Here is a 25,768-nt window from a genome sequence, read left to right on the forward strand (position 1 = left end):
ACCGACTCTTCGCCGGGCGAACGAGACTAATGCCGGGCACTGACACCGCAGGCCCACGAACGTCCGCCGTCCCGCCCGTTGACGTGAAACCGGTCGATGATGGCCGGGTTGTGCGTGTCTCGCGTCAGACGCAGTTCCGCTCGAACGGTCTTCTCCGGCGCGCCCACGCGCGGGCGACGGCCCAGCGGTCACGAACGTCCTGTTTGTGGCCGACCGCCCACTGTCTGACCGATCCGAACCGATGTACAAGTGAAAGCCGTGCAGCATCCGGTAGGCCCGTGCCTGGGGAGGGCGCAGCGGTCTGCCGCGCCGTGTTCGCTTCGATCGATCGATCGTTTCAGGGGGGACATCATGCGCATACGTTTACGTGCCTGGATTCTGGCGGGCGCGGGCCTGCTCGCCGTGGGCGCCGGGCCGGCGTACGGGGCTGACGGGCCGTCGGCCGAGCCGGCGGCGGGGTCGGTGCAGTACACCGTGCAGGACCTCGGCACCCTGGGCGGTACCCGCAGCCAGGCGACCGCCATCGACGGCGACACGGTCGTCGGGAGCTCACTGACGAGCGGCGACGCCGCCGAACACGCCTTCGTGTACGACCTGCGCAGACACACCATGACCGATCTCGGCACGCTGGGCGGCTCCAGCAAGGCGACCGGCGTGGAAGGGGATTACGTCGTCGGGGAGTCGGAGCTCTCCGACGGCTCGGCTCATGGATTCACCTACGACCTCCGGACCCGCCGGCTCGTCGATGTCGGCACTCTCGGCGGCAGCAGCACCGACATCACCGGCCTCGACGGTGACACCGTGGTGGGGACGTCGTCGCTGTCCGGCGACGTGGCCACCCACGCGTTCGCGTACAGCCTGCGCACCCGGACCATGACCGACCTCGGCAGCCTCGCCGGCCCGTCGGGCCACAGCACCGCGGCGGCGGTCAGCGGTGCGATCGTCGTGGGCAGCTCCTCGCTGCCGAACACGCCCGACGGCACCACGCACGGATTCGCGTACAACCTGCGCACCCGGACCATGACCGACCTCGGCACCCTCGGCGGTAGCTCCAGCACGGCCAACGACGTCAGCGGTTCAACCGTGGTCGGTCAGTCCCGAACGGCCGGCAACAGCCTCACCGGATACGCCTACGACCTCCGCACCGGCATCCGCACGGATCTGGGGTGGCACCTCCTGACCGCGGAGCTGATCAGCGGGAACACGGTGGTCGGCGGCGACGGCATGCTCTCCAGCTCGTTCGACCTCAAGACGCACACGACTGCCACGATCGGCTCCGGGCGTGGTGTCACCGAGGTCAAGCAGATCGCCGGGAACTTCATCGTCGGTGACAACTTCGCCCCCAACTCCTTCGCCTTCGTCTCCCGTGTCGACAACGGCGACTACACCTACCTGGCCTCCCTCGGCGGCCTCAACTCCGCCGCGACGCAGGTCAACTGCCACGGCGTCGTCGCGGGCAGCGCGGCACTCCCGCCCACCGACCCGGTCTCGTTCAACGGCCCCTTCCACGCCGCCGTCTGGGTGCCGCACACGGTGGCGTAGGGGGCCGGGCCGCGCGGGTGCTGGCGAAGGGCGGCAGGAACGCCGGTCACGCGTCCGGCAGCGGCCGCACCGTGAGGATCTGCTGGGCCTGGCCGACCGGGCCGTCGATGTCGTGCAGGACCGTGCTGGTGAGGCCCTGGCCGGAGGGGCCGAAGGTGACCGTGGTGTCCAGTCCGGTCCAGGGGCCTCGTGGTTGGCGGTGGAGGTGGACGGTCAGGTCGACGTTGGGGAACATCCACGTGGTGGGCGGCTGCCGGACGGCTATGCCGTTCGCGGTGTCGACGAGGGCCAGATAGGACGCGAGCGGGCTGACCGGGACGCCGGCGACCAGATCGAGCGGCGTGGAGATCCAGGCGGTCGTACGGCCCGGCCGGGGCGGTTCGGCGGGGCGGACGTCCAGGGAGGCGATGTAGCCGCCGGGCCAGACCTCGGACATCGGCCACGAGGCGAGCGACTCCGGCGAGGTGAGACGCTCGTCGGCGCCGCCCGCGACCGCGCTGGTGTCCAGGTCCGCCAGGAACCAGGCGCGGGCCCGGACGACCGGCCGGCCGGCGATCCGGACGACCGCTTCGAGGAGTTCGATGGTCCGTCCGGGGCGGATGGTGTCCACCTCGATCTCGCACTCGTCGAGGGCGAGACGGCCGAGGATGTCGTAGCTGATCCGGGAGAGGACCAGGCCGTTGCCCGGACCGGCGGCCCGATGGCGGTCGATGGCGTGGACGACGAGTCCGCCCAGCGGGCTGAAGTGCTGCTCGTCCGGGTCCCAGGCCCCACCCGCGTGCGTCGTCGGCTTGTAGCGGTGGTCGTCGATGGGCTCGAAGTAGCCGGCGGGGTTCAAGGGGTGCTTCTCCTGGTGGGTCAGAGGGTGTTGAGCAGTACGACGTACACGGCCGTGCCGGCACCGACGCTGAGGATGGTACGGCGGCCGAAGGCCAGGTGGACGGCGATCGTGACGGCGACGGCGAGCAGCGCGTACCAGGTGCCGTGCCGGTCGGTCGTCATCGTGCCGTGCAGTGCGGTCACCGCGAGGATCGCGAGGATGCCGACCGGCATCCACACGGCCAGGCGCCGCACGATCGCCGAGTCGCGCAACCTGCCGAGCAGGGCGAAGGGCACCGCGCGCAGGGCGAGGGTGAGGGTGAACACGATCGCCAGGACGGAGATCAGGTACGAGGTGCTAGGCATCGGCGACCTTCCGGTCCGCGGTGAAGTGGCGGGTGAGGAGCAGGCCGACGAACATCAGCAGCGCGGTGAACATGGCGATGCCCGGGGTGAGGACGAGCGCCACGGTGACGCTCACGCCGGCCAGCAGCAGCGACGGAAGCTCCTCGCGGGAGCGGAACGCGTCCAGGGTGAGCACGGTGAACAGCGCGCACAGCGCGAACTCCAGCCCCTTGACGGGAGCCGGCAGGGCCGCACCCAGGGCGACGCCGACCAGCCCGCCGCCGACCCAGTACGCCTCGCACGAGATCTGCATGGCCAGCAGTCGCGCTGCCGAGCGTTCGTGCTCGGGCAGGGCGGTGTTGACGGCGTACGCCTCGTCGATCATCGCGTAGACGGCGTACGCCTTGGCCACCGGGTGCCTGACCAGGTGGAGCGGGAAGGAGAAGGCGTAGAAGACGTGCCGGAAGTTGACCACGAGCACGGTCAGCGCGACCGCGGCGAGCGGCGTGACGGTGGCCATCATGCCCACCAGCAGCAGTTCCAGGGAGCCGGCGAACGCGGCGAGGGACAGGGCGGGCGCGAGCCACCAGGGCAGCCCGGCCTGGATGATCAGCAGGCCGAGGGCGATGCCCAGGGGGAAGATGCCCAGGCCGGCCGAGAAGGAGTCCCGGACCCCCTGGGATATCCGGGTCCGGCGCGTGGCCGTGGCCTCCGGCGCCGCCGAGCGGGGGAGTACGTCTTGTTGCACGCATCCATCGTCCCGCAGAAGCCGTGGCATGTGGTTGCGAATATTGCTCAGGCGGGCGGCTGCCGTGCAATATTTGCACTGTGGACGCGATCGACAAGGCAATCATTGCCGAGCTGGAGCGGGACGGGCGGCTGACCAACGTGGAGCTGGCCCAGCGGGTCGGGCTGACCGCCGGACCGTGTCTGCGCCGGGTGCAGCGGCTGGAGGCGGACGGTGTCATCCAGGGCTACCGGGCCGTGATCGACCCCGCTTCCGTGGGCCGTTCCTTCGAGGTCCTGATCGACCTCAGTCTCGAGACGCAGGACGCGGAGACGGTCGAGCGCTTCGAGGAGACCCTGGCGCGGGCCGAGGAAGTACTGGAGCTGCGGCGGCTGTTCGGCAGCCCCGACTACTTCCTCCGCGTGGCCGTCGCCGACCTGCCCGCCTACGAGGCGTTCCTCAGCCGGCGGGTCATGACGATCCCCCGGATCAGGAACGTCACCTCGCACTTCACGATGAAGACCATCAAGCCGGGCCCGTAGCCGGCCGAGCCCGTTGTGCCCATCACCGATTCGCTTGAATTTTCAATTAATATCGGGCCTTCTCATATACTGGGAGTCTGTCTTCCGCTGTCACCGATATGTGGAGCGACTGATGATCGAGGTTCGCCAGGCCCGCTACTTCCTCGCCGTCGCGGACACGCTGCACTTCGGCCGGGCCGCGGAACGGCTCGGCATGTCCCAGCCGCCCCTGAGCCAGGCGATCCTCCAGCTGGAACGGCAACTGGGCGTGCGCCTGTTCGACCGCAGTGAGCGCAGGGTCAGGCTCACCGAGACCGGACGCTCGTTCGCCGAGGAGTGCCGCAAGCTGGTGGCGGCCGCCCGGCACGCCCACGAGGTGGCGGCCCAGGCCGAGGCCGGCCTGGTGGGCACGCTGCGGATCGGCGTGGTGACCTCGGCCCTCGGCGAACCCCTGCTGGGCACGCTGGCCGCCTTCCGGCACGCCCGGCCCCGCGTCGACGTGCACCTGACGGAGGTGGACACGGGGGAGGGCCAGGAGGCGCTGGCCCGGCACGAGATCGACCTCGCCGTCATCCGGCCCAGCGCACCGGTCCGCGGCCTGCGCGTGCGGCCCTGGCGCCACGACCGGTTCGTGATCGCCCTGCCGGCCGGGCATCCCCTCGCCGGGGACACCACGGACCCGGTCGACCTCACCCGTTTCGCGGACGAGCCGTGGGTCTGGCTGCGCCGCGACGCCTCACCCGACTACCACGACCAGCTCATGGCGACCTGCCGCAGAGCCGGGTTCACGCCCGACGCGCGGCACATCGCCAACTCCGTCCTGACCCAGCTCGCGATGGTGGACTGCGGCCTCGGTGTCACCCTCGTACCGAACGTGGCGGTCCGCTCCGTCCGGGGAACCGTCGCCCACCGCCCCCTGACGGACCGAGCCGACATCGTCGAACTGTCCCTCGTCTCCCGGACCGGCACGCACGAGCCGCTGGTACGGGAGTTCCTCCACCATGCCCAGCGCGACCGCTAGGAGGAGCCGGGCGTCCCTTCGAACGCCGCCAGGATGCGTTCGGCGGCCAGCGTGGCCGTCAAGGAGCCGTCTCTGACGGCCCGTTCCAGGCCGGGCGTCACCTCGCGCACCGCCGGGTCCGCGTACAGCCGGCCGAGGAGTTCGTCGCGGACCATCGCCCAGGTCCAGTCGACCTGCTGGTCGCGGCGCTTGGCGGTGAGCCGTCCGGTGGAGTCCAGCAGCGTGCGGTGCTGTTCGAGCCGCTCCCAGACGGTTTCCAGGCCGGTCGACTCACGCGCGCTGCAACTGAGCACGGGCGGCGTCCAGAAGGAGTCCTTGCCGCGCATCAGCCTGAGCGCGCCCGCCAGTTCACGGGCGGCGGCGCGGGCGTCGCGCTCGTGCGGGCCGTCCGCCTTGTTGACGGCGATCACGTCGGCCAGCTCCAGGACGCCCTTCTTGATGCCCTGCAACTGGTCGCCGGTACGGGCCAGGGTCAGCAGGAGGAAGGAGTCGACCATGTCGGCCACCGCCGTCTCCGACTGGCCCACGCCGACGGTCTCCACCAGGATCACGTCGTAGCCCGCCGCCTCCATCACGACCATGGACTCGCGGGTCGCCTTCGCCACCCCGCCCAGCGTGCCCGCGCTCGGCGAGGGCCGCACGAACGCCGCCGGGTCCACCGCCAGCCGGTCCATCCGGGTCTTGTCGCCCAGGATCGAGCCCCCGGTGCGGGTCGACGACGGGTCCACGGCCAGCACCGCCACCCGGTGCCCCAGCGAGGTCAGCAGCGTGCCGAACGCGTCGATGAACGTCGACTTGCCCACCCCCGGCACTCCGCTGATACCGATCCGCCGCGCCCGGCCGCTGTGCGGGAGCAGCTCGGTGAGCAACTCCTGCGCCAGCGCCCGGTGCTGCGGACGGGTGGACTCGACGAGCGTGATCGCGCGGGCCACGATCGCCCGCTTCCCGTCGAGCACACCCTTCACATACGTGTCGAGATCGATCGCTGCCATGGGGGACTACAGGTCGTGGCCGAGATCGGCCGACAGCCGCTTCAGCAGGTCGTACGCCGCGTCCGGGATCACCGTCCCGGGCAGGAACACGGCCGCCGCACCCATCTCCAGCAGCACCGGCACGTCCTGCGGCGGGATCACCCCGCCGACCACGATCGTGATGTCCTCACGGCCCTCCTCGGCGAGCTTCTCGCGCAGCGCCGGTACGAGCGTGAGGTGACCGGCGGCCAACGAGGACACGCCGACCACGTGCACGTCCGCCTCGACCGCCTGGCGGGCGACCTCCTCCGGCGTCTGGAACAGCGGGCCGACGTCGACGTCGAAGCCGAGGTCGGCGAAGCCGGTCGCGATCACCTTCTGGCCGCGGTCGTGACCGTCCTGGCCCATCTTGGCGACCAGGATGCGCGGCCGGCGTCCCTCGGCCTCGTCGAAGGCGTCCACCAGGGCACGGGTGCGGTCCACGTTCGGGGACTCCCCTGCTTCGTTGCGGTACACCCCGGAGATCGTACGGATCTGGCTCGCGTGCCGGCCGTACACCTTCTCCAGGGCGTCGGAGATCTCGCCCACGGTCGCCTTGGCGCGGGCCGCCCGCACGGCCAGCTCCAGCAGGTTGTCCTTGCCGTCGGCGGCCCGGGTGAGCGCGTCCAGCGCGTCCCGGCAGACGGTCTCGTCCCGCTCCGCACGCAGCCGCCGCAGCTTCTCGATCTGCTGGGCGCGCACGGAGGAGTTGTCGACCTTGAGGACCTCGATCTGCTCGTCGCTGTCGACGCGGTACTTGTTCACGCCGATCACCGGCTGGCGTCCCGAGTCGATCCGGGCCTGGGTGCGGGCCGCCGCCTCCTCCACGCGCAGCTTCGGGATGCCCGCGTCGATGGCCTGCGCCATGCCGCCCGCCTGCTCGACCTCCTGGATGTGCTGCCAGGCCTTGCGGGCGAGGTCGTACGTCAGCTTCTCCACGTACGCGCTGCCGCCCCACGGGTCGATGACCCGGGTGGTGCCGGACTCCTGCTGGATCAGCAGCTGGGTGTTGCGGGCGATGCGCGCCGAGAAGTCGGTCGGCAGCGCGAGGGCCTCGTCGAGGGCGTTGGTGTGCAGCGACTGGGTGTGGCCCTGGGTCGCCGCCATCGCCTCCACGCAGGTGCGCGTGACGTTGTTGAACACGTCCTGCGCGGTCAGCGACCAGCCCGAGGTCTGCGAATGCGTGCGCAGCGACAGGGACTTGGAGTTCTGCGGCTCGAACTGCGAGACCAGCTTGGCCCACAGCAGCCGGGCCGCCCTGAGCTTCGCGATCTCCATGAAGAAGTTCATGCCGATCGCCCAGAAGAAGGACAGCCGCGGCGCGAACGCGTCCACGTCCAGGCCCGCCTCCCGCCCGGCCCGGATGTACTCCACGCCGTCGGCGAGGGTGTACGCCAGCTCCAGGTCGGCCGTCGCGCCCGCCTCCTGGATGTGGTAGCCGGAGATGGAGATGGAGTTGTAGCGGGGCATCCGCTGCGAGGTGTACGCGAAGATGTCGGAGATGATCCGCATCGACGGCTTCGGCGGATAGATGTAGGTGTTGCGGACCATGAACTCCTTCAGAATGTCGTTCTGAATGGTCCCGGCCAGCTTCTCGGGCGGTACGCCCTGTTCCTCCGCCGCCACGATGTACAGCGCCAGGATCGGCAGCACGGCGCCGTTCATCGTCATCGACACGGTCATCCTGTCCAGCGGAATCCCGTCGAACAGCTGCCGCATGTCGTAGATCGAGTCGATGGCCACGCCCGCCATGCCGACGTCACCGGTCACCCGCGGGTGGTCGCTGTCGTAACCCCGGTGCGTGGGCAGGTCGAAGGCGACCGACAGGCCCTTCTGACCGGCCGCCAGGTTGCGCCGGTAGAACGCGTTGGACTCCTCCGCGGTGGAGAAGCCCGCGTACTGGCGGATCGTCCAGGGCTGGTTGACGTACATCGTCGGGTACGGGCCGCGCAGGTACGGGGCGATGCCCGGGTACGTCCCCAGGAAGTCCAGGCCCTCCAGGTCACGGCCGGTGTACAGCGGCTTGACCCCGATGCCCTCCGGGGTCTCCCACAGCTGCTCCTCGCTCCCGGTCGCCCGCTTGACGGCCGTACGCCACTCCTCGGCACTCCCGCCGGTGACGGGGGTCCCCAGCTCGATGCCGGAGAAGTCGGGGATTCCCATCAGGACACTCCCATGCGGTCCAGGGTCGCGGACAGGACGGTGACGGCGTCGCAGCCCGCGAAGACGTAACTGTCGACGCCCGCGTACTCGGCGGGGCGGCCCGCGAGGAACACGTGCCGGGCGCCGGAGGCCTTGAGGAACCCGGCGGTCTGCTCGGCCTGCTCCTCGTACAGCGCGTCACTGGAGCACAGCACGGCCTCGGTGGCGCCGCTGTCCTCGAAGCGGCCCTCCGTGACCGGCTCGATGCCGCCCGCCTGGAAGAGGTTGGCGGCGAAGGTCGAACGCGCGGTGTACGCGGCGGCCGCTCCGATCGTCGCCAGGAAGATCCGGGGACGGGCGCCGGTCGCCGCGAGATGGGCGTCCGAGCGGGCGCGCAGGGTTTCGTACGCCTCGTCGCGGCGCACCCGCGGCAGCCCGCCGGACGGCGGCTCGGGGGCGGGCTCGCGCTCCACCGGCTTCTCCGTCAGGAGCGGGAACTCGCTGACACCGGTGATGGGTTCGCGCCGCTTGGCGAGCCTCTTGGAGCGCTCCGCCCAGGTCGTCGCCAGGTCCGTGCGGATCCGGCCGGAGCGCAGGGCGGCCGCCGGGCCGCCGTCGCCCTCGATCGAACGGAAGTACTTCCAGCTCGCCTCGGCGAGTTCGTCGGTCAGCCGCTCCACGTACCAGGAGCCGCCCGCCGGGTCGGTCACCCGGGCCAGGTGCGACTCCTCGACCAGGATCGTGGAGGTGTTGCGCGCGATACGGCGGGCGAACGCGTCCGGCAGACCGAGGTCGTGGTCGAACGGCAGCACGGTGATTGCGTCCGCGCCGCCGACCCCGGCGGCCAGCGTGGCCACCGTCGTGCGCAGCATGTTCACCCACGGGTCGCGGCGGGTCATCATCACCGGCGAGGTCACGGCGTGCTGCACCTGCGCGCCCGCGCCCGGCGCCCCGCACACCTCGGCCACCCGCGCCCACAGCCGGCGCGCCGCGCGCAGCTTGGCGATCGTCAGGAACTGGTCGGCGGTGGCCGCGTACCGGAACTCCAGCTGCCCCGCGGCCTGTTCCACGGTGAGGCCCGCCTCGGTCAGCTCCCGCAGGTAGGCCACGCCGGTGGCCAGGGACAGGCCCAGCTCCTGCGCGGCCGAGCCGCCCGCCTCGTGGTACGGCAGCGCGTCCACGGTCAGCGCGCGCAGCCCTGGGTACGACTCGGCGCAGCGCGCGGCGAGCGCGGCGACCGGCGCGAAGTCCAGGGGCGAGCCGGTGCGGGCCTGATAGCCGAGCGGGTCGGCGCCGAGGCTGCCGCGCACCACCTTGGGGTCCACACCCCGCTCCTCGTACAGCCGCAGCAGTGCCTCGGCCGCGGCCTCCACGTCCCGGCCGGCGTCGAGCACGACCGGCGCCAGGTCGAGGTAGACGCCGTCGAGCACACGGCCGAGCGAGGCCACCGGGATACCGCCCTCGCCCACCACGAGCCAGAGCGAGGTGACGCCGTTCTCCAGGTCGGTCAGGGCCGCGCCGTCCTCGGCCGCCGCGTGCCGCTGGCGTACGTCCCAGCCGCCCCCGGTGTTGCCTTCGGGGCGACCGCCGCGTACGAACGGGGCGAAACCGGGCAGGCCGGGGTCGGGCGCGGTATCGCGCGCCGTGTACAGGGGGCGGGTGCGCAGCCCGTCCTCCAGCGTCGTGGACAGAGCGTCCTCAGCTGCCGCGCCCGAGACTTCCTTGCCCGACTTGCGCAGCACGCCCTCGACCAGGCGTTGCCACTGCTCGTGTGTCGCGTCAGGGAACTCGGCGGCCAGTGGGAGCCCGTCGTCAGGCAGGACCGTCATGCTCGGATGCTAGGGCAGGGCGCTCAAGTGGTAGCAGAGCGGGGGCTGTGACGTTTCCCTCGCGGTGGCTGTGACCTGCGCCTCTCAGCCTCCGGAAGGGTCGTCCTCGAGGTCCGGGACCAGCGCGCACATGGCCGCTCGCTGGTCGTCGCCCATGGAGTCGGCGAGGGCCTGTTTCACGGTTCCGGCCAGCAGGACGGAGGTCTCCCGCAGCCGCTCTCGGGCCTTGTCGGTGAGGGTGACCTCGATGCCGCGCTTGTCGCCGCAGACGGACTTGCGGGTGACCAGGCCGGCGTGCTGGAGACAGGCGATCTGGTAGGTGAGCCGGGTCTTCGGGCGGCCCAGGAGGTCGGCCACCCGGGTCATGCGCAGGCCGCCGGGCTGTTCGGCCAGCAGGCACAGGATCAGGAACTCGTCGTGGGAGACGTCGAGGGTGTCCTTCACGACGGTGCGCAGGCGCTGTTCCACCGTGCCGGTCGCGGCCAGCAGGACCATCCAGGCGCGCAGCTCCGGCGGGAGTAGCCCGGTGCCGTTCATGGACGGGCATGTGGGCTGGTCGGCGGGGTGCTCGGCGTCGGCTGCCATGGTTTCGAGTCTACCTGTTGTCCAAATTTGGATGAGGGGCTAGCGTGGTGTCATTCAGTCATCCAAATTTGAACCATCGTATGGGAGTACGACCATGACCGTCGCCGTGGAAACAGGCCTCTGGCAGCTCGACCCGACCGCCTCCGCCGTGGCCGTGGGGCACAAGACCTTCTGGGGCCTGGTCACCGTCAAGGGGACCTTCGCGGCCGTGGCCGGCCGGGGTGAGGTCGCGGCCGACGGCTCCGCCACCGGCACCGTCACCCTGGACGCCGCCTCCCTCGACACCGGGAACGCCAAGCGCGACACCCACCTGCGCTCCGCCGACTTCTTCGACGCCGACCACCACCCGGAGGTCACCTTCGCCGTGCGCGGCGCCGAACTCCGCGCCGGCGACACCGCGCACGTCACCGGCCAGCTGACCGTCCGTGGCATCAGCCGGCCGCAGACCCTCACCGCCCGTCTGACGGGCGTGGCCGCCGACGCGCTCACGCTGGAGACCGAGTTCACCGTGGACCGCGACCAGTTCGGCATGGAGTGGAACCAGCTGGGCATGATGCGCGGCCTGACCACGGTGACCGCCACGCTCCGCTTCACCCGCGCCGAGGTCTGAGCTCAGCCTTTGCGGCGGGCCCCGGTCAGCCGCACGTCCTGGCTGGTCAGGGTCTGCGGGCTCGCCGTGAACGCGCGCAGCCGGATCCGGGTGGTCCGCCGGGGCAGGGGGAACCACCCGTCGGGTGCCCGGAGTTCGACCGTCGCCGTGGAGTGCGCGGGGATCGTGGCCGGGCCCCTCACCGGCGACCAGTACCGGCTCATCCCCTGCCCCGTGGTCAGCATGAAGTGCGGGGTGAGGGCGCCGTCCGCCGTGTTGGTCACCCGCACGGTCACCGCCGACACCGCGCGCGCGGAGGCCCGGTGCACCGAGGTGAGCTCCATCCGCAGCGGCGGCGTGCCCGTCACCGCCACGGCCGCGCTCACCAGCGCCGGGGCGAGCAGCAGGGCGGCGGCGGCGATCCGGGCGGGGCGGCGCCGCGCGCCGGACAGCGGCCGGGGCCAGGGCTGCCAGGCGCCCGCGAAGTCCGACAGGGGGACGGTGACCGCCGCCGCCAGCCACAGCGGGGTCATCATCAGGTAGTAGCCGTCCTGCGAGCGGGTCGCCAGGTAGAAGGCGCACCAGGGCAGGACCGTCGCCGCCGGGCCCAGCCGCCTGATGAACAGCACGAACAGCGCGAGCAGGGCCGCCGCCAGCAGCATGCTCGCGTGGCTGTACCAGTCCAGCCGGTCGCTGCCGTCGGTGAAGTACAGCGAGACGTCCACCAGACCCTGACCGTGCAGCACCGCGCCCTGTGTCAGCGGCAGCGCGATACCGGACAGCCAGCTGCCCGGCTCGTGCACGATGAAGTACGTGTTGATCAGCAGCCAGACCGTGGCCGCGACCCCGGCGATGCGCAGCAGCACCAGCCCCGCCGCCCGGGAACCCAGTTCGCCGCGGCGCACCGCGTAGATCCCGGCCAGCAGGAACGGCGCGACGAACCAGGGCAGTTGCTGCGCCGCGCACGCGGCCCCCAGGCACGCGGCCCGCGCGATCCCCGCCGTGCCGAGCCGCCCGCCCCGCCCGATGTGGGGCCAGCGCACCACGACCGGGATGAGCAGGGCCAGGCCCATGATCGCCGGGTAGCCGACCCGGGCGTACGTCGGCAGGAAGCCGAAGCCCAGACAGGCCATCGTCGCCGCCGACCGCCACGGCACCGGCAGCATGCGCCACAGCACGACCGTGCCGACGATCAGCGCGCCGGTGCTCGCGGCCGTCGCGGCGGAACCGGCGTGCCCCAGCCACAGCAGCGGCGCGGTCAGCAGCGGGGCCAGCGGGGGATAGCCGTACGTGTAGTCGTAGCCGCCGTCTATGGTCGGGGTCAGGGCGACACCGTGGCCGAAGAGCCAGGGCCAGGGTTGACCGTAGACCTGGTGCCCGTGGACCAGTTCCCTGGCGGCCTGCGTGGTCAGGACCGCCTCGTCGCCGCCGTTGTGGTTCAGCGCCCAGGTGCACACGGCGAGCGTCACCGCCGTCACCAGCACCAGCAGGTCCAGGCGGGCCAGTGAGCGGGCCCGGCGGACCGTCAGCGCGAGCACGCCGGTCGCCAGCATCGAGGCATAGCAGAGGGAGATGGCGGCCGCGAGGACCAAGCGGTGCGTGGCGGCCTGCGTCCATACCGCCCGGGTGCCGATGAAGAGGCTCACATCGGCCAGGAGGGTCAGTACGCGGTGCCACTGAGCGGGTGAGTCCAGGGCGGCGGACACCGCCGACTGTGTCCGCCGGCTGGGTGTCACTCGTTGTGTTTCTGCCAAGTGCACGAGACCGGACGCTAATCGGGGGCGGTGAGCGGGGTACGGGTGGAGGTGAAGAGTCCGGTGTGAGGGCGGTAAGAAGCCTCGATCCGGCAGGAAACGGCGGAGTTCGACGCCGACAGGTGATGTCGTACATATCTTATTTCTGAGCACAAAGAAACGGGCGGTGCTGTCGCGCTTCGTGTCGTTGTTGGGCCGAACGGGTGACTTGGCGTAAGAATTGACCGGTGCAGGCAATGAGTGCGAGTCAGGTCGGGGGGAGCCGGTGAACCGATACGACGTCACCGATGAACAGTGGGAGGGGCTCGCCCAGGTCGTGCCGCTGCGGGGCCGTGACGCCTGGCCGTCCGCGGTGAACCACCGGTCGCTGCCGGACGCGGAGACCGAGACCCGCCGCCGGTTCGTGGTGCTGCGGGTCAATGTGTTCGCCGACGCCCGCGACGTGGCCGAGACGATCATGGCGGGCGCGCCCGTGCTGCTCGACCTGTCGGGTGCCGAGACCGAGGTCGCCAAGCGCGTCCTGGACTTCAGCACCGGGGTCGTCTTCGGCCTGGGCAGCGGGATGCACCGCGTCGACCGGAACGTCTTCCTGCTCACCCCGCCCGGCACCGAGGTCAGCGGGCTCATGGAGGGCGCGGGCGTGTCGGGCACGTGAGCCCGGCCGGCGGTCGCGGGCGGGCCCGGTCCCCCGATCGTAGGAAGGTCCGCGGGAGGGAACGGTTCGCCGCGCCGGCGGAGCCCTACGGTCCGGTCATGCCCGTCTCGCAGCCGTCGTCCGTGTCGCCGCCATCCGCGCCGTCGTCATCCGTATCGCCGTCATCCGAGCCGTCGGCCCCCGTGCCGTCCGCCCCCGTCCGGTCGGCACCCGTGCCGTCAGCCTCCGTCCCGCCGGCCGGGAGCGTCGCTCCCGGACCGCGGGCCGGGGCACCCCGGCAGAAGGGCTCGCCGCCCACCGTCGCGGTCGGCGGGCCGGAGTCGCCGCCGGAGCCCGTCCCGGCCGCCGCGAGCGGACGGCCGGTCCCGGCGCCGGGGGCCCTCCCGTCCGCCAGGCCGTCCGCGTGGGAGCGGCCGCGGATCACCGAGTTGCGGCTCTCCGCGTTCGCCGGGCACCGGCGGGCCGGGTTCCCGCTCGGGCCGCTCACCCTGTTCGCCGGGCCGAGCGGCAGCGGGAAGTCGACGGCGCTTCAGGCGTACGAGGCGCTGGCCCGGCTCGGCGGCGGCGCCGAGCTCGCGGAGGCGTTCCGGGACCCGGTCGCCTGTGTGCCGGAGCGGGCCCGGCCCGATGCCCAGCGGCGCCGCGGCTTCCGTATCGGCTGTACGGCGGACGGCGCCGAGGGCCCGGTCAGGCTCGACGTCGCGGTGCAGGCGGAGCCGGAACTGCGCATCGTGGGCGAGCGGTTGACCGCGGGCGGGCTGGTCCTGCTCGAGACGGCCCTGCGCGACCCGGGCCGCAGGACGGTGCAGGCCGCCTGGCACACGGCCGGCTCGTCACCGGTGACCCGCGCCCCGCTCCCCGACGACCGGCTCGGCACCCCGCTCCTCCCGCTGCGGGTGGCCGGCAAGACGGACGGGCAACGCCAGGTGCTCGCCGCCGCCGAGCAGATGGTCGTCGCCCTGCGCTCGGTCTTCGCCTGCGATCCCCGGCCCGACGGGATGCGCGCCGCCGTCCCCATGGGCTCCGGACGGCTCCTGTCCGGCTGTGACAACCTCGCCGACGTCCTGTGGCGCACCCGCGCGGAGTGCGGCCGACGGCATGCGCACCTGGTCGCGGCGGTGCGCGCCGGCTGCGCGGGCCCCGTCGCCGACCTGCTGGCCGAACCGCTGGGCGACGGGACCGTCCGCGCGGTGCTCGACCGGGGAGACGGCATCCGTACGGTGCTCGGGCGGCTCGGCGACGGCGAGCTGAGGTACCTGGCGCTGGCACTGGTCCTGCTCACCGGGCCGAGCGTCCTCGACGTCGACCCGCCCGGCGAGGTCCCCGCGGCGCTGCGCTCGCTCACCGTCCTCGCCGACGGTCTGGACCGGGCGCTGGACGCCAGGCAGCGGGCGGAACTGCTGCGGCTGGCGGTATGGACCTGCGGGACCGGACACATCCGCCTCCTCGGGACGGTCGGGGACGCCTCGTGGGCCGCCGGGGTGGACGGCGTGACGGTGGTACACCTGAGGCCGTGACCGAACCCCTGGACGTGGCGAAACTGCAACGCCGGCTGGCCGAGTTCGCGGCCGCCCGGAACTGGCAGCCCTACCACACCCCCAAGAACCTCGTGGCCGCCCTCAGCGTGGAGGCCTCCGAACTGGTGGAGATCTTCCAGTGGTTGACGCCCGAGGAGTCGGCCCGCGTCATGGACGACCCCGGCACCGCGCACCGTGTCACGGACGAGGTCGCCGACGTGCTCGCCTATCTGCTCCAGCTGTGCGAGGTGCTCGGCATCGACCCGCTGGCCGCGCTGGACGCCAAGATCGACCGGAACGAGCGGAGGTTCCCGGCGCCGGGGGACGGGGACGCGTAGCGCCTCCGCGAGAGATCCCTGCGGAAGACCCCTGCGGAAGTCCCCTACTGAAGATCGTCCTCCATCATTACTCTACGGAGTCAAAAAGCTCGCCGAATCCGAATTGTTGTCCAGGAATTTCCGTCTTCCTCTGGCTTTACGTCTCACACGCCCTCACTCTGGGTAGTGAACAAGATGAGTTCGGGCGGACGGACGGGGGCAGCGTATGGACGCGGTGCGACTCATCGTGACGAGCAGGCGTGCCCTGGCGGCCAGCAGCGAGGTGGCTCAGGCACTGACAGAGGTGTGGCAGGCGCAGGCCCTGGCCCAGGCGATCGGCAGCCGTCTCGCGGTCTCCGGCCCGCCCGAACTGCGGGGCGAGGCCCTGGGCCTGACCGAGCTGGCGGGCCGGGGCTGCGGTGTCCTGGACACGCCGGCCCTGGACCCCGGCGACCTGCGTGCCGCCCAGCTGACCGAGCTGGACGACGCCCGGCAGACCCTGCTCTGCCTCGGCGGCCTGCTCGGCGAGGTCGGTATCGCTCTCGTCGGCATCGCCAGCGCCGCGGCCGACGAGGCGACGTACTGGCAGTGCATGGAGGCGATCGACGCGGCGGACGAGTCCCGGGACCGCGTCCTGGAGATGCTCAGGAAGCTGGCGGCGAGAGAGGCGGCGGCGTTGCAGGAGAGAGAGGCGGGGTGACCGTCGACCGAAGATCCGTGCCGCGGGCGGCGCGTGACGGCGGGTACCGGTGAGGTTGACGAGGTCACCGGCATGCAGGATGGACGTATGGACCTTCGAATCTTCACCGAGCCCCAGCAGGGGGCCTCCTACGACACCCTGCTCACCGTGGCGAAGGCCACCGAGGACCTCGGCTTCGACGCCTTCTTCCGCTCGGACCACTATCTCCACATGGGCGATGTGGACGGCCTCCCCGGCCCCACCGACGCCTGGATCACCCTGGCCGGTCTCGCCCGGGAGACCAGGCGGATCCGCCTCGGCACGCTGATGACGGCCGGCACCTTCCGGCTGCCCGGCGTGCTCGCCATCCAGGTCGCCCAGGTCGACCAGATGTCCGGCGGCCGGATTGAACTCGGCCTCGGCGCGGGCTGGTTCGAGGAGGAGCACAAGGCGTACGGCATCCCGTTCCCCAAGGAGAAGTTCGCCCGCCTCGAGGAGCAGCTGGCGATCGTCACCGGGCTGTGGCAGACCAAGCTCGGCGACACCTTCGACTTCCACGGCACGTACTACGACCTCACCGGTTCGCCCGCGCTGCCCAAGCCCGCCCAGCAGAAGATCCCGGTGCTGATCGGCGGACAGGGCGCGACCCGCACCCCCAAGCTGGCCGCTCGGTACGGCGACGAGTTCAACATGCCCTTCGCCTCGGTCGAGGACAGCGAGCGGCAGTTCGGCCGGGTGCGCGCCGCCGCTGAGGCGGCCGGCCGCCGTCCCGACGAGCTGACGTACTCCAACGCCCTCGTCGTCTGCGTCGGCAAGGACGACCGGGAGGTCGCCCGCCGGGCCGCCGCGACCGGCCGCGAGGTCGACGAGCTGAAGGCCAACGGCCTGGCGGGCAGCCCGGCCGAGGTCGTCGACAAGATCGGCCGGTACGCCGCGATCGGCTCCCGGCGCATCTACCTCCAGATCCTCGACCTCGCCGACCTGGACCACCTGGAGCTGATCTCCGGCCAGGTCCAGTCCCAGCTGTCGTAGCGAGCGATCCGGCCGGCCGGTCCCGGGGTCCGGCTCACGGGCCCCGGGACCCACCCGCCCGCGGCTGTGACGAGCCTGTGACCGGAGGTATGGCTTCCGTCACGGCCTCACCCGGACGGGCCCTGCTGGGATCTCCCGATGGACGACGATTCCCCGCTCGGCACCTTCTTCGCTCTGCTGAGCATCGCGGTCTGGCTCGCGGTCCCCGTCTGGGGGATCGCCGTCATCGTCAAGATCCTTTCCGTGGCGCTCCCCGGCAGGCGCCCGGACTGGCGGTTCGACCTGCTGCGCTGGTCGGCGTGGATGGCGGGCTGGGCCGCCGTCATCCTCTATCTGCTGGGGGCCGGAGCGGTCGCGTTCTCCGTGCACGAGTCCTCCTCCGGCGCGGACTCCACACCGGCTCCCGAGTGCCGCGACGACTTCCCGCCCGGCGTGCTCGTGGGCCAGACGGCCTCCTGGGTGCCGCTCCGCTTCGACTGTGTCCTCGCCGACGGCAGCACCCACGCGAGCAGCCCCGCCTACTTCTGGATCAACGCCTCCGTCGTCGGCCTGGGCCTCGCCGCCGTGGTCCTCGGGGTGCTGGCGGGAAGGACGTCCGGCCGCGGACGGGAGCCTGCCGTGCCGGGGTGAGCCGTCGGCCCCTCTGCCTGTGGCCGGTTGACGAGGGGTCACTTCGTCGGACCGGGGTCCGGCAGCCATCGCGGCGATCACATGACTCTTCTGTGAACGCCTTGTGCCGGAACTGTGGGCTCCATCACGGCGCGCATGATCCAGGACTGATCATATGACCCGGTGCGTAAACTCCTCCCTCTCGCCCTCACCGGCGTGCTCGCCTTGTCGGCATGCCAGTTCGCCGGTGACGACGACGCCGACGACGGGGCCCACCACCTCAACGCCATGAAGGCGTTCCCGCTGCACGCCTACATTCCGGACGCGGCGTCCCGCGACGGAAAGGCCACCGGCAAGGCGCAGTGGATCCTCGCCAAGCAGTGCATGGTCCGGCTCGGGTTCACCGGCTTCAAGTCGCTCGACATCAGGACGGTCGAGTCGACGTACCCGGTGCGGAAGGGCACCCTCTCGAACAGCAGCAAGGTCGGCGACGACAGCCCGTACGGCGTGGACGATCCCGACCTGGCGGCCGAGCACGGCTACCACAACCGGCAGCAGCAGGAGTCCGACCAGCCCATGGAGTGGCCGGCCGACCAGTACACGGCCCTGACCGGCGTCTTCGAGTCCGGCGACAGCCACCGGGCGCATGGCAGCCCCATCCCCAGGAGCGGGTGCATGGGGGAGGCGATGCGGAAGATCTTCGGCCCCGAGCCCAAGCCGACGAAGGTCGGCGCCGTGAAGCTCAGCGGCTACTACTCGATCGCCATGGAGCTCTGGTACGAGGCGCACAAGCAGGCGACGAAGGAACCCGCGTGGAAGAAGGCGAACCGCGCCTGGTCGGACTGCATGAAGGACAAGGGCCTCCACTACCCCGACCCGGACGAGGCGTCCACCGACACCGACTGGTACGGCACGGACAAGCCTTCGGGCAAGGAGAAGAAGACCGCGGCCGCCGACGCTCAGTGCAAACTGGACACCGGCTACATCCAGGCCGTGCACGCCGTCGAGAGCCGCGCGCAGAAGGCCGCCATCGCCAAGAACAAGAAGGCGCTGGACGACCGGCGCGCCGCCAACGAGCGAGCCATGGTCAACGCCCGGAAGATCGTCGACAAGTCCTGAGCGCGGCGGCCGGCCGCCGCCGTCAGGCCTGATCCCAGTCCCGCCCCCGCACCCTGAGCCGCAGCTGCCGGATCGCGAGGACGCCCGTGGCGATCGCCGGCAAAAGGCCCATGTCGCGGAAGATTACTGAACAGCAGACACAGCCCACTGAACAGTGGGTACGTCCACCGGGTGGGACCACCGGCAAGGGCCTTGGGAGCCGTGCTCGCCGGCTCCGCCTTGCCGCGGGGCGTCAGGCGGAGCCATCCCGCGCGCCCGTGCTGTGCCGGGGTAATCCAGTACCGCCATGGGCCCACCGGCACCCATAATCGGTCATGTGTTCCTGACGATCTCGACTACTGGCGACGAGCAGCACCCGGCTACTGACCTGGGGTTCCTCCTCCACAAGCATCCTGAGAAGGCGCAGGCGTTCTCCACCTCCTACGGCACGGCACACGTCCTCTACCCCGAGGCGGACGCCGAGCGCTGCACGGCGGCGCTGCTGCTGGAGGTGGACGCGGTGGCGCTGGTGCGGCGTGGGAAGGGCAAGGGGCGCGGCGGGGCTCCCGACGCGGCGCTCGCGCAGTACGTCAACGACCGGCCGTACGCCGCTTCCTCACTGCTCGCGGTGGCGCTGAGCGCCGTCTTCTCCAGCGCGATGCGCGGGGTGTGCAACGCCCGCCCCGAGCGGGCCACCCAGCCGCTGCCGCTGCGTATCGAGGTGCCCGTGCTGCCCGCCCGTGGCGGCCCCGACCTCGTGCGCGGCCTCTTCGAGCCGCTCGGCTGGGCGGTGACCGCCGAGCCGGTCGCCCTGGACGCCGAATTCCCCGAGTGGGGCGACTCGCGTTACGTGCGTCTCGTGCTGGAGTCCTCGCGGCTCACCCTCGCCGAGGCCCTGCGCCACCTCTACGTCCTGCTCCCCGTCCTCGACGACGCCAAGCACTACTGGGTCGCCTCCGACGAGGTCGACAAGCTGCTGCGCGCCGGTGAGGGCTGGCTGCCGGAGCACCCGGAGCAGAAGCTGATCACCAGCCGCTATCTGTCGCGGCGCTGGTCGCTGACCCGCCAGGCGATGGAGCGGCTGGAGCTGGTGCGGCTCGCGGAAGCTGACGACAGCGAGGTCGAGGACATCGACAACGCCGTCGAGGCCGAGACCGAGACGGAGGAGAAGCCGACCCCGCTCGCCGTGCAGCGACGGGACGCGATCGTCGCCGCGCTGACGGAGTCCGGTGCCGCCCGCGTCCTCGACCTCGGCTGCGGCCAGGGCCAGTTGGTGCAGGCGCTGCTGAAGGACGCGCGGTTCACCGAGATCGTCGGCGTCGACGTGTCGATGCGCGCGCTGACCATCGCCTCCCGGCGGCTCAAGCTGGACCGCATGGGCGAGCGGCAGGCCTCGCGCGTCAAGCTCTTCCAGAGCTCGCTCGCGTACACCGACAACCGGCTCAAGGGATACGACGCCGCCGTGCTCAGCGAGGTCATCGAGCACCTCGACCTGCCCCGGCTGCCTGCCCTGGAGTACGCGGTGTTCGGCTCCGCGCGACCCCGGACGGTCCTGGTGACCACGCCGAACGTCGAGTACAACGTCCGCTGGGAGAGCCTCCCGGCCGGGCATGTCCGGCACGGCGACCACCGCTTCGAGTGGACCCGCGAGGAGTTCCGGACGTGGGCGCACGCGGTGGCCGAACGGCACGGCTACGGCGTGGAGTTCGTACCCGTCGGGCCGGACGACCCGGAGGTCGGGCCGCCCACACAGATGGCCGTGTTCAACCTGACGACGGAGAAGAAGGAGGCGAAGGCAGCATGAGTGAGGCAAGTGAGGCGACAGAGCACAGGGGACGGGTCCTCCCCGTCACCGACCTCTCCCTCGTCGTGCTCGTCGGCGCCTCCGGCTCCGGCAAGTCGACCTTCGCCCGCCGGCACTTCAAGCCGACCGAGGTGATCTCCTCCGACTTCTGCCGGGGCCTGGTCTCCGACGACGAGAACGACCAGAGCGCGACCAGGGACGCCTTCGACGTCCTGCACTACATCGCGGGCAAGCGCCTCGCCGCCGGCCGCCGCACGGTCGTCGACGCGACCAGCGTGCAGCAGGACTCCCGGCGGCAACTGGTCGACCTGGCCAAGCGGTACGACGTGCTGCCCATCGCCATCGTGCTGGACGTCCCGGAGGAGGTCTGCGCCGAGCGCAACGCGGCCCGCACCGACCGGGCGGACATGCCGCGCCGGGTCATCCAGCGGCACATCCGCGAACTCCGCCGTTCGGTACGGCACCTGGAGCGCGAGGGCTTCCGCAAGGTGCACGTCCTGCGCGGTGTGCAGGACGTGGAGCACGCCACCGTCGTCACCGAGAAGCGGTTCAACGACCTCACCCACCTCACCGGCCCCTTCGACATCATCGGCGACATCCACGGCTGCGCCGTCGAACTGGAGTCGCTGCTGGGCAAGCTGGGCTACACCGACGGCGTCCACCCGGAGGGCCGTACGGCCGTCTTCGTCGGTGACCTCGTCGACCGCGGCCCGGACAGCCCGGGTGTACTGCGCCGCGTGATGTCGATGGTGAAGTCGGGCAACGCGCTGTGCGTGCCCGGCAACCACGAGAACAAGTACGGCCGCCACCTCAAGGGCCGCAAGGTCCAGCACACCCACGGACTCGCCGAGACCATCGAGCAGATGGAGGGCGAGAGCGAGGAGTTCACGCGGGAGGTACGCGAGTTCATCGACGGGCTCGTCAGCCACTACGTCCTCGACGGCGGCAGGCTCGTGGTCTGCCACGCGGGTCTGCCGGAGAAGTACCACGGCCGGACGTCCGGCCGGGTCCGCTCGCACGCCCTGTACGGGGACACGACCGGCGAGACCGACGAGTTCGGGCTGCCCGTGCGGTACCCGTGGGCGGAGGACTACCGGGGCCGGGCGGCGGTCGTCTACGGCCACACTCCCGTCCCCGAGGCCACCTGGCTCAACAACACCATCTGCCTGGACACCGGCGCCGTCTTCGGCGGCAAGCTCACCGCACTGCGCTGGCCGGAGCGCCAGCTGGTCGACGTACCGGCCGAGCGGGTCTGGTACGAGCCGGCGAAGCCGCTGCGGACCGAGGCCCCCGGCGGGCACGACGGCCGGCCCCTCGACCTGAACGACGTGCACGGCCGCCGGGTGGTGGAGACCCGGCACTCGGGCCGGGTGTCCGTCCGTGAGGAGAACGCCGCCGCGGCCCTGGAGGTCATGAGCCGCTTCGCGGTCGACCCGCGCCTGCTGCCGTACCTGCCGCCGACCATGGCACCGACTGCGACTTCGCAGGTGGACGGCTACCTGGAGCACCCGGTGGAGGCCTTCGCGCAGTACGCGGCCGACGGGGTCGCCCGGGTCGTGTGCGAGGAGAAGCACATGGGCTCGCGGGCGGTGGCGCTGGTGTGCCGGGACGCGGAGGCGGCGCGGAAGCGGTTCGGCGTCGACGGTCCCACGGGCTCGCTGTACACCCGTACCGGCCGCCCGTTCTTCGACGACCAGGAGGTGACCGAGGAGATCCTCGGACGCCTGCGGTCGGCCGCCGACGCGGCCGGTCTGTGGGACGAACTCGCCACCGACTGGCTCCTGCTGGATGCCGAGCTGATGCCGTGGTCGCTGAAGGCGTCCGGTCTGCTGCGGTCGCAGTACGCGGCCGTCGGCGCCGCGTCGGGCGCGGTGTTCCCCGGTGCGCTCGCCGCGCTGGAGGGTGCCGCCGCGCGGGGCGTCGAGGTGACCGACCTGCTGGCCCGCCAGCGCGAACGGGCCTCGAACGCGGCCGCGTTCACGGACGCGTACCGGCGCTACTGCTGGACCACCGAGGGCCTGGACGGCGTACGCCTGGCGCCGTTCCAGATCCTCGCCGTCCAGGGCCGCAGCCTCGCCGCCCTGCCGCACGACGAGCAGCTCGCCCTGCTCGACCGGCTGGTGGAGCACGACGGCAGCGGCCTGCTCCAGACCACCCGGCGGCTCTACGTCGACACCGGTGACCCGGAGTCGGTGCGGGCCGGTGTCGACTGGTGGCTGGAGATGACCGGCCGCGGCGGTGAGGGCATGGTCGTGAAGCCGGTGGGTGCGCTGGTGCGCGGCAGCGAGGGGCGGCTCGTCCAGCCCGGCATCAAGTGCCGGGGCCGTGAGTACCTGCGGATCATCTACGGTCCGGAGTACACGCGACCCGACAACCTCGCCCGGCTGCGCACCCGCTTCCTGAACCACAAGCGGTCGCTGGCGATCCGTGAGTACGCGCTGGGCCTGGAGGCGCTGGACCGGCTCGCGGACGGTGAGCCGCTGTGGCGGGTGCACGAGGCGGTGTTCGGCGTGCTCGCGCTGGAGTCGGAGCCGGTGGACCCCCGGCTGTGAGTGTCCCGGAACACCCTTGTGTCGCACAGGTATCCGTCCATATGGTGGACTCCCGTAAGGCGCAAAGGTGTTCGATGTGACGCGTCCCTGGGGAGTGGACATGGAGATCAAGAAGGTCGTCGTGCGCGAGGACCGGAGCACCAGCCGCCGGCCGGCCATCCTGGAGAAGCGACCGACCCGCTGACCGGAAAACGACGGAATACAGCGGGACACGGCATGCGTGTTCACTTGGTGACGATGCCGTGGCATCCGATCGACCTGCCTTCACTGCAACTGGGTCTGCTGCACCGGCTGGTGCGGCAGGCCCGGCCGCGTGACGAGGTGACGGAGTTCCACGGCTCGCTGCGCTGGGCGGAGTTCCTGCTGGAGCGCTCCGGCGGCCGGCTGCGGCCCGGCGACTACGTGGAGGTCGGCAGCGACTCGATCTTCCACGGCCTCGGGGACTTCGTCTTCTCGGGCGTCCTGTACGACGACCCCGGCTGGGGGACGGCACGGCTGCGGGACTACGCGGCGGAGCGGGGCGTCTTCATCGACACCGCCCTCGCCATGCGCCCGTACGCGGCGGAGTTCATCGCCGGGTGCGCGGCCGAGGTGCTGGCGGCGGAGCCCGATGTCGTCGGGTTCACCAGCACCTTCATGCAGAACGTCGCCTCGCTCGCCCTCGCGCGGGAGCTCAAGCGCCGCCGCCCCGGGCTCGCCGTGGTCTTCGGCGGCAGCAACTGCGACGGCCCCATGGGGCACGCCCTGCACCGCAATCATCCGTTCGTGGACCAGGTGGTGCGCGGGGAGGGCGAGTACGCCTTCCCCGCCCTCTTACGTCACCTGGACGACGGCACACGCCCCGTGGACGTCCCCGGCCTGTGCTGGTGGGACGGCGACACGTCCCGCGCCAACCCGGAGACCCGGCGGACGGTGGCCCCGGCCGACATCCCCTCGCCGGACTACGACCACTGGCAGGCCGCCCTGGAGACCTCCCCGGTCGTGAAGTACGTCCACCCGAAGCTGGTCGTCGAGGGAGCGCGGGGCTGCTGGTGGGGCGAGAAGCACCACTGCACCTTCTGCGGGCTCAACGGCACGTCCATGGCCTTCCGCGCCAAGCCGGGGGAGCGGCTGTGGGACGAGATCGCCCACCTGGTCCGGCGCCACCGCATCCTCGACGTCATCACCGTCGACAACATCATCGACATGGCGTACTTCCGGGACTTCCTGCCCCGAGTCGTCGACAGCGGCTGGGACCTGCGGCTGCACTACGAGGTCAAGTCCAACCTCACCCGCGACCAGCTCGGCCTCCTCGGCCGCTCCGGCACGGTGCACATCCAGCCCGGCATCGAGAGCCTGGGCAGCAGGGTCCTCGACCTCATGGACAAGGGCGTCACCGGCGCCCGCAACGTCCGCACCCTCAGGGAGTGCGAGAACCACTCGCTCACCTGCTCCTGGAACCTCCTCTACGGCTTCCCGGGCGAGACCGCCGAGGACTACGACCCGGTGATCGACCAGCTCCCGGCCCTCGTCCACCTCCAGCCGCCCAGCGGCGCCCACCGCATCCAGCTGGAGCGGTTCAGCCCGCACTTCACCGACCCGGAGCTGGGCTTCGGCAAGCGGCGCCCGGCGCCGATGTACCAGCACGTCTACGACCTGCCCGAGGAAGAACTCACCGATCTCGTCTACCTGTTCGACACCGAGGACGCGGGCATCGGCGGCCCGGTCGAGCGGCGCCTGAAGGAGGCCGTCGCCGCGTGGCGGGCCGGGCATCCGCACTCCCGCCTGGAGTACGAGGAGGGCTGCGAGGAGGAGGGAGTCCTCCTCGTCCACGACCGCCGGCACGGCCGCCCGCACACCACCCACCGCTTCACCGGCTGGTCCGCGACCGCCCTGCGCCTCCTGGAGGACGGCCGCACCGAACCCGCCCTGCACCGGCTGCTGACGGCGGACGGTCACGAGGTCCCCGCCGACGCGCTCACCGCCTGGCTCCGACAGGCCCTCGCCCTGGGCCTGTTGTTCCGCGACGGCCGCACGTACGTCTCCCTGCCCACCTGGGACGCGCCGGTCCGCCTGCCCGACGGCGCGGGAGCGACCGGATGACCGGGCTGCCCGCCACCGTCCCGCACCGCGTCACCGGCCGCCGGGTCGAGGTGACCGCGCCGCTGCGGCTGGGCGCGGGCGGCCGGGAGACCGCGGAGGCGGTGCGGTTCCTGCGCGACTGTCAGGGACTGGGGCTCACCGTCATCTGGGAGGCGGCCGGTACGGAGATCCCGTACGACGTCCGGAACCTGTGCCACCTGCCGCCTCCGGCCGAACGCCCGGATGAGTGCCCCGAGTTGACCGAATGGCGGGCGAGCCACTCCTTCGGGCTGCTCTACCACCGGCGTGGCCCGGACTTCGTCACGGTCCTGGACCGCAGGGTGCCCGGCGGCGCGGCCCGGCTCACCCTCGACCACCCCGAACTGGTCGCCGCCTTCCACACGCTGCTGGAGCCCACGCCTCTCGACACCCTGCCCCCCGCCCGGCGGACGGCCGCCGGCCTCCTGGCCGCCGAGCGGCTGGCCCTGGTCACCGACGCCTGGGCGGTGACCCTGCCACCCCGCATCCGGCGCTGGCCCGTCCCCTGCACCGCCATCTGA

At 71.7% G+C, this 25,768-nt stretch carries 23 protein-coding genes; 15 read left to right on the forward strand and 8 right to left on the reverse strand.

The features are described 5' to 3' along the window. Positions 1-351 precede the first annotated feature (351 nt). Positions 352-1,542, forward strand: a complete 1,191-nt coding sequence (locus tag ABZ915_RS12175) for a hypothetical protein (protein ID WP_361799960.1) — start codon at positions 352-354, stop codon at positions 1,540-1,542. Between the two features lie 46 nt (positions 1,543-1,588). Here ABZ915_RS12175 and ABZ915_RS12180 read toward each other — a convergent pair whose 3' ends face one another. Genes ABZ915_RS12180 through ABZ915_RS12190 form a run of 3 tightly spaced genes read right to left on the reverse strand, consistent with a single transcriptional unit; the run spans position 1,589 to position 3,454 of the window. Further along, positions 1,589-2,380 carry a thioesterase family protein gene (locus ABZ915_RS12180; protein ID WP_361799963.1) on the reverse strand — a complete coding sequence of 264 codons (792 nt, stop codon included), beginning with the start codon at positions 2,378-2,380 and terminating at the stop codon, positions 1,589-1,591. Positions 2,381-2,400: 20 nt separating this feature from the next. Next, on the reverse strand, positions 2,401-2,727 hold the full coding sequence (locus ABZ915_RS12185) for an AzlD domain-containing protein (RefSeq protein ID WP_361799966.1): 327 nt from the start codon (positions 2,725-2,727) through the stop codon (positions 2,401-2,403). Continuing rightward, positions 2,720-3,454, reverse strand: coding sequence for an AzlC family ABC transporter permease (locus tag ABZ915_RS12190; RefSeq protein ID WP_361799969.1), 735 nt, complete (start codon positions 3,452-3,454; stop codon positions 2,720-2,722). The genes ABZ915_RS12185 and ABZ915_RS12190 overlap by 8 nt, the downstream gene beginning before the upstream one ends. 80 nt (positions 3,455-3,534) lie before the next feature. Here ABZ915_RS12190 and ABZ915_RS12195 point away from each other — a divergent pair, with 80 nt between their 5' ends. Further along, positions 3,535-3,975, forward strand: coding sequence for an Lrp/AsnC family transcriptional regulator (locus ABZ915_RS12195; RefSeq protein WP_361799971.1), 441 nt, complete (start codon positions 3,535-3,537; stop codon positions 3,973-3,975). Positions 3,976-4,087: 112 nt separating this feature from the next. Continuing rightward, complete coding sequence (locus tag ABZ915_RS12200) at positions 4,088-4,975, forward strand: LysR substrate-binding domain-containing protein (protein WP_361799974.1); 888 nt, start codon at positions 4,088-4,090, stop codon at positions 4,973-4,975. Here the strand turns inward: ABZ915_RS12200 and meaB are convergent. The 4 genes from meaB to ABZ915_RS12220 all read right to left on the reverse strand — a co-directional run bounded on the left by meaB (position 4,972) and on the right by ABZ915_RS12220 (position 10,541). Further along, complete coding sequence (gene meaB, locus ABZ915_RS12205) at positions 4,972-5,967, reverse strand: methylmalonyl Co-A mutase-associated GTPase MeaB (RefSeq protein WP_361799977.1); 996 nt, start codon at positions 5,965-5,967, stop codon at positions 4,972-4,974. The genes ABZ915_RS12200 and meaB overlap by 4 nt on opposite strands. A gap of 6 nt (positions 5,968-5,973) precedes the next feature. Next, positions 5,974-8,148, reverse strand: coding sequence for a methylmalonyl-CoA mutase (scpA, locus tag ABZ915_RS12210; protein WP_361799980.1), 2,175 nt, complete (start codon positions 8,146-8,148; stop codon positions 5,974-5,976). Beyond that, a complete protein-coding gene (locus ABZ915_RS12215; protein ID WP_361799983.1) occupies positions 8,148-9,956 on the reverse strand; it encodes a methylmalonyl-CoA mutase subunit beta in 1,809 nt (602 codons plus the stop codon). Before ABZ915_RS12215 ends, scpA begins: the two co-directional genes overlap by 1 nt. 84 nt (positions 9,957-10,040) lie before the next feature. After that, on the reverse strand, positions 10,041-10,541 hold the full coding sequence (locus tag ABZ915_RS12220) for a helix-turn-helix domain-containing protein (RefSeq protein WP_361799986.1): 501 nt from the start codon (positions 10,539-10,541) through the stop codon (positions 10,041-10,043). Between the two features lie 94 nt (positions 10,542-10,635). Here ABZ915_RS12220 and ABZ915_RS12225 point away from each other — a divergent pair, with 94 nt between their 5' ends. Further along, positions 10,636-11,151, forward strand: coding sequence for a YceI family protein (locus ABZ915_RS12225; protein WP_361799989.1), 516 nt, complete (start codon positions 10,636-10,638; stop codon positions 11,149-11,151). Between the two features lie 2 nt (positions 11,152-11,153). On the opposite strand, the gene ABZ915_RS12230 is transcribed toward ABZ915_RS12225, so the two are convergent. Beyond that, positions 11,154-12,836 (reverse strand): hypothetical protein, encoded by a 1,683-nt coding sequence (locus ABZ915_RS12230; protein ID WP_361799992.1) that lies wholly within the window; start codon positions 12,834-12,836, stop codon positions 11,154-11,156. Between the two features lie 313 nt (positions 12,837-13,149). Here ABZ915_RS12230 and ABZ915_RS12235 point away from each other — a divergent pair, with 313 nt between their 5' ends. From ABZ915_RS12235 to ABZ915_RS12285, 11 genes are all read left to right on the forward strand, one after another. Then, positions 13,150-13,539, forward strand: coding sequence for a cell division protein SepF (locus tag ABZ915_RS12235; protein ID WP_361799995.1), 390 nt, complete (start codon positions 13,150-13,152; stop codon positions 13,537-13,539). Positions 13,540-13,751: 212 nt separating this feature from the next. After that, on the forward strand, positions 13,752-15,056 hold the full coding sequence (locus ABZ915_RS12240) for an ATP-binding protein (protein WP_361799998.1): 1,305 nt from the start codon (positions 13,752-13,754) through the stop codon (positions 15,054-15,056). After that, complete coding sequence (locus ABZ915_RS12245; protein ID WP_361800001.1) at positions 15,053-15,394, forward strand: nucleotide pyrophosphohydrolase; 342 nt, start codon at positions 15,053-15,055, stop codon at positions 15,392-15,394. The genes ABZ915_RS12240 and ABZ915_RS12245 overlap by 4 nt, the downstream gene beginning before the upstream one ends. Before the next feature lie 205 nt (positions 15,395-15,599). Beyond that, the gene (locus ABZ915_RS12250) at positions 15,600-16,073 is read left to right on the forward strand and encodes a DUF6099 family protein (RefSeq protein ID WP_361800004.1); all 474 of its coding nucleotides are present in this window, start codon (positions 15,600-15,602) and stop codon (positions 16,071-16,073) included. An 87-nt stretch (positions 16,074-16,160) separates the two neighbouring features. Next, positions 16,161-17,084, forward strand: coding sequence for an LLM class F420-dependent oxidoreductase (locus tag ABZ915_RS12255; RefSeq protein ID WP_361800007.1), 924 nt, complete (start codon positions 16,161-16,163; stop codon positions 17,082-17,084). 138 nt (positions 17,085-17,222) lie between these two features. Beyond that, positions 17,223-17,714, forward strand: coding sequence for a hypothetical protein (locus tag ABZ915_RS12260; protein WP_361800010.1), 492 nt, complete (start codon positions 17,223-17,225; stop codon positions 17,712-17,714). A 162-nt stretch (positions 17,715-17,876) separates the two neighbouring features. Next, positions 17,877-18,812, forward strand: a complete 936-nt coding sequence (locus ABZ915_RS12265; protein ID WP_361800013.1) for a hypothetical protein — start codon at positions 17,877-17,879, stop codon at positions 18,810-18,812. 316 nt (positions 18,813-19,128) lie between these two features. Then, positions 19,129-20,595: a 3' terminal RNA ribose 2'-O-methyltransferase Hen1 gene (locus ABZ915_RS12270; RefSeq protein ID WP_361800016.1), complete on the forward strand. Its 1,467-nt coding sequence runs from the start codon at positions 19,129-19,131 to the stop codon at positions 20,593-20,595. Next, positions 20,592-23,147, forward strand: coding sequence for a polynucleotide kinase-phosphatase (locus tag ABZ915_RS12275; RefSeq protein ID WP_361800019.1), 2,556 nt, complete (start codon positions 20,592-20,594; stop codon positions 23,145-23,147). Before ABZ915_RS12270 ends, ABZ915_RS12275 begins: the two co-directional genes overlap by 4 nt. A gap of 216 nt (positions 23,148-23,363) precedes the next feature. Next, positions 23,364-25,229 (forward strand): RiPP maturation radical SAM C-methyltransferase, encoded by a 1,866-nt coding sequence (locus ABZ915_RS12280; RefSeq protein ID WP_361800022.1) that lies wholly within the window; start codon positions 23,364-23,366, stop codon positions 25,227-25,229. Then, positions 25,226-25,768, forward strand: a complete 543-nt coding sequence (locus tag ABZ915_RS12285) for a DUF5825 family protein (RefSeq protein WP_361800025.1) — start codon at positions 25,226-25,228, stop codon at positions 25,766-25,768. Before ABZ915_RS12280 ends, ABZ915_RS12285 begins: the two co-directional genes overlap by 4 nt.

This window comes from Streptomyces sp. NPDC046915, from assembly GCF_040644935.1.
In the GTDB taxonomy this organism is placed as follows: domain Bacteria; phylum Actinomycetota; class Actinomycetes; order Streptomycetales; family Streptomycetaceae; genus Streptomyces.

Coding starts and splice junctions, on each gene's coding strand:
- ABZ915_RS12200 (WP_361799974.1), top strand. CDS start 4,088: ATGATCGAGGTTCGCCAGGCCCGCTACTTCCTCGCCGTCGCGGACACG.
- ABZ915_RS12255 (WP_361800007.1), top strand. CDS start 16,161: ATGGACCTTCGAATCTTCACCGAGCCCCAGCAGGGGGCCTCCTACGAC.
- ABZ915_RS12250 (WP_361800004.1), top strand. CDS start 15,600: ATGGACGCGGTGCGACTCATCGTGACGAGCAGGCGTGCCCTGGCGGCC.
- ABZ915_RS12260 (WP_361800010.1), top strand. CDS start 17,223: ATGGACGACGATTCCCCGCTCGGCACCTTCTTCGCTCTGCTGAGCATC.
- scpA (WP_361799980.1), bottom strand. CDS start 8,148: ATGGGAATCCCCGACTTCTCCGGCATCGAGCTGGGGACCCCCGTCACC.
- ABZ915_RS12185 (WP_361799966.1), bottom strand. CDS start 2,727: ATGCCTAGCACCTCGTACCTGATCTCCGTCCTGGCGATCGTGTTCACC.
- ABZ915_RS12220 (WP_361799986.1), bottom strand. CDS start 10,541: ATGGCAGCCGACGCCGAGCACCCCGCCGACCAGCCCACATGCCCGTCC.
- meaB (WP_361799977.1), bottom strand. CDS start 5,967: ATGGCAGCGATCGATCTCGACACGTATGTGAAGGGTGTGCTCGACGGG.
- ABZ915_RS12275 (WP_361800019.1), top strand. CDS start 20,592: ATGAGTGAGGCAAGTGAGGCGACAGAGCACAGGGGACGGGTCCTCCCC.
- ABZ915_RS12280 (WP_361800022.1), top strand. CDS start 23,364: ATGCGTGTTCACTTGGTGACGATGCCGTGGCATCCGATCGACCTGCCT.
- ABZ915_RS12175 (WP_361799960.1), top strand. CDS start 352: ATGCGCATACGTTTACGTGCCTGGATTCTGGCGGGCGCGGGCCTGCTC.
- ABZ915_RS12215 (WP_361799983.1), bottom strand. CDS start 9,956: ATGACGGTCCTGCCTGACGACGGGCTCCCACTGGCCGCCGAGTTCCCT.
- ABZ915_RS12225 (WP_361799989.1), top strand. CDS start 10,636: ATGACCGTCGCCGTGGAAACAGGCCTCTGGCAGCTCGACCCGACCGCC.
- ABZ915_RS12285 (WP_361800025.1), top strand. CDS start 25,226: ATGACCGGGCTGCCCGCCACCGTCCCGCACCGCGTCACCGGCCGCCGG.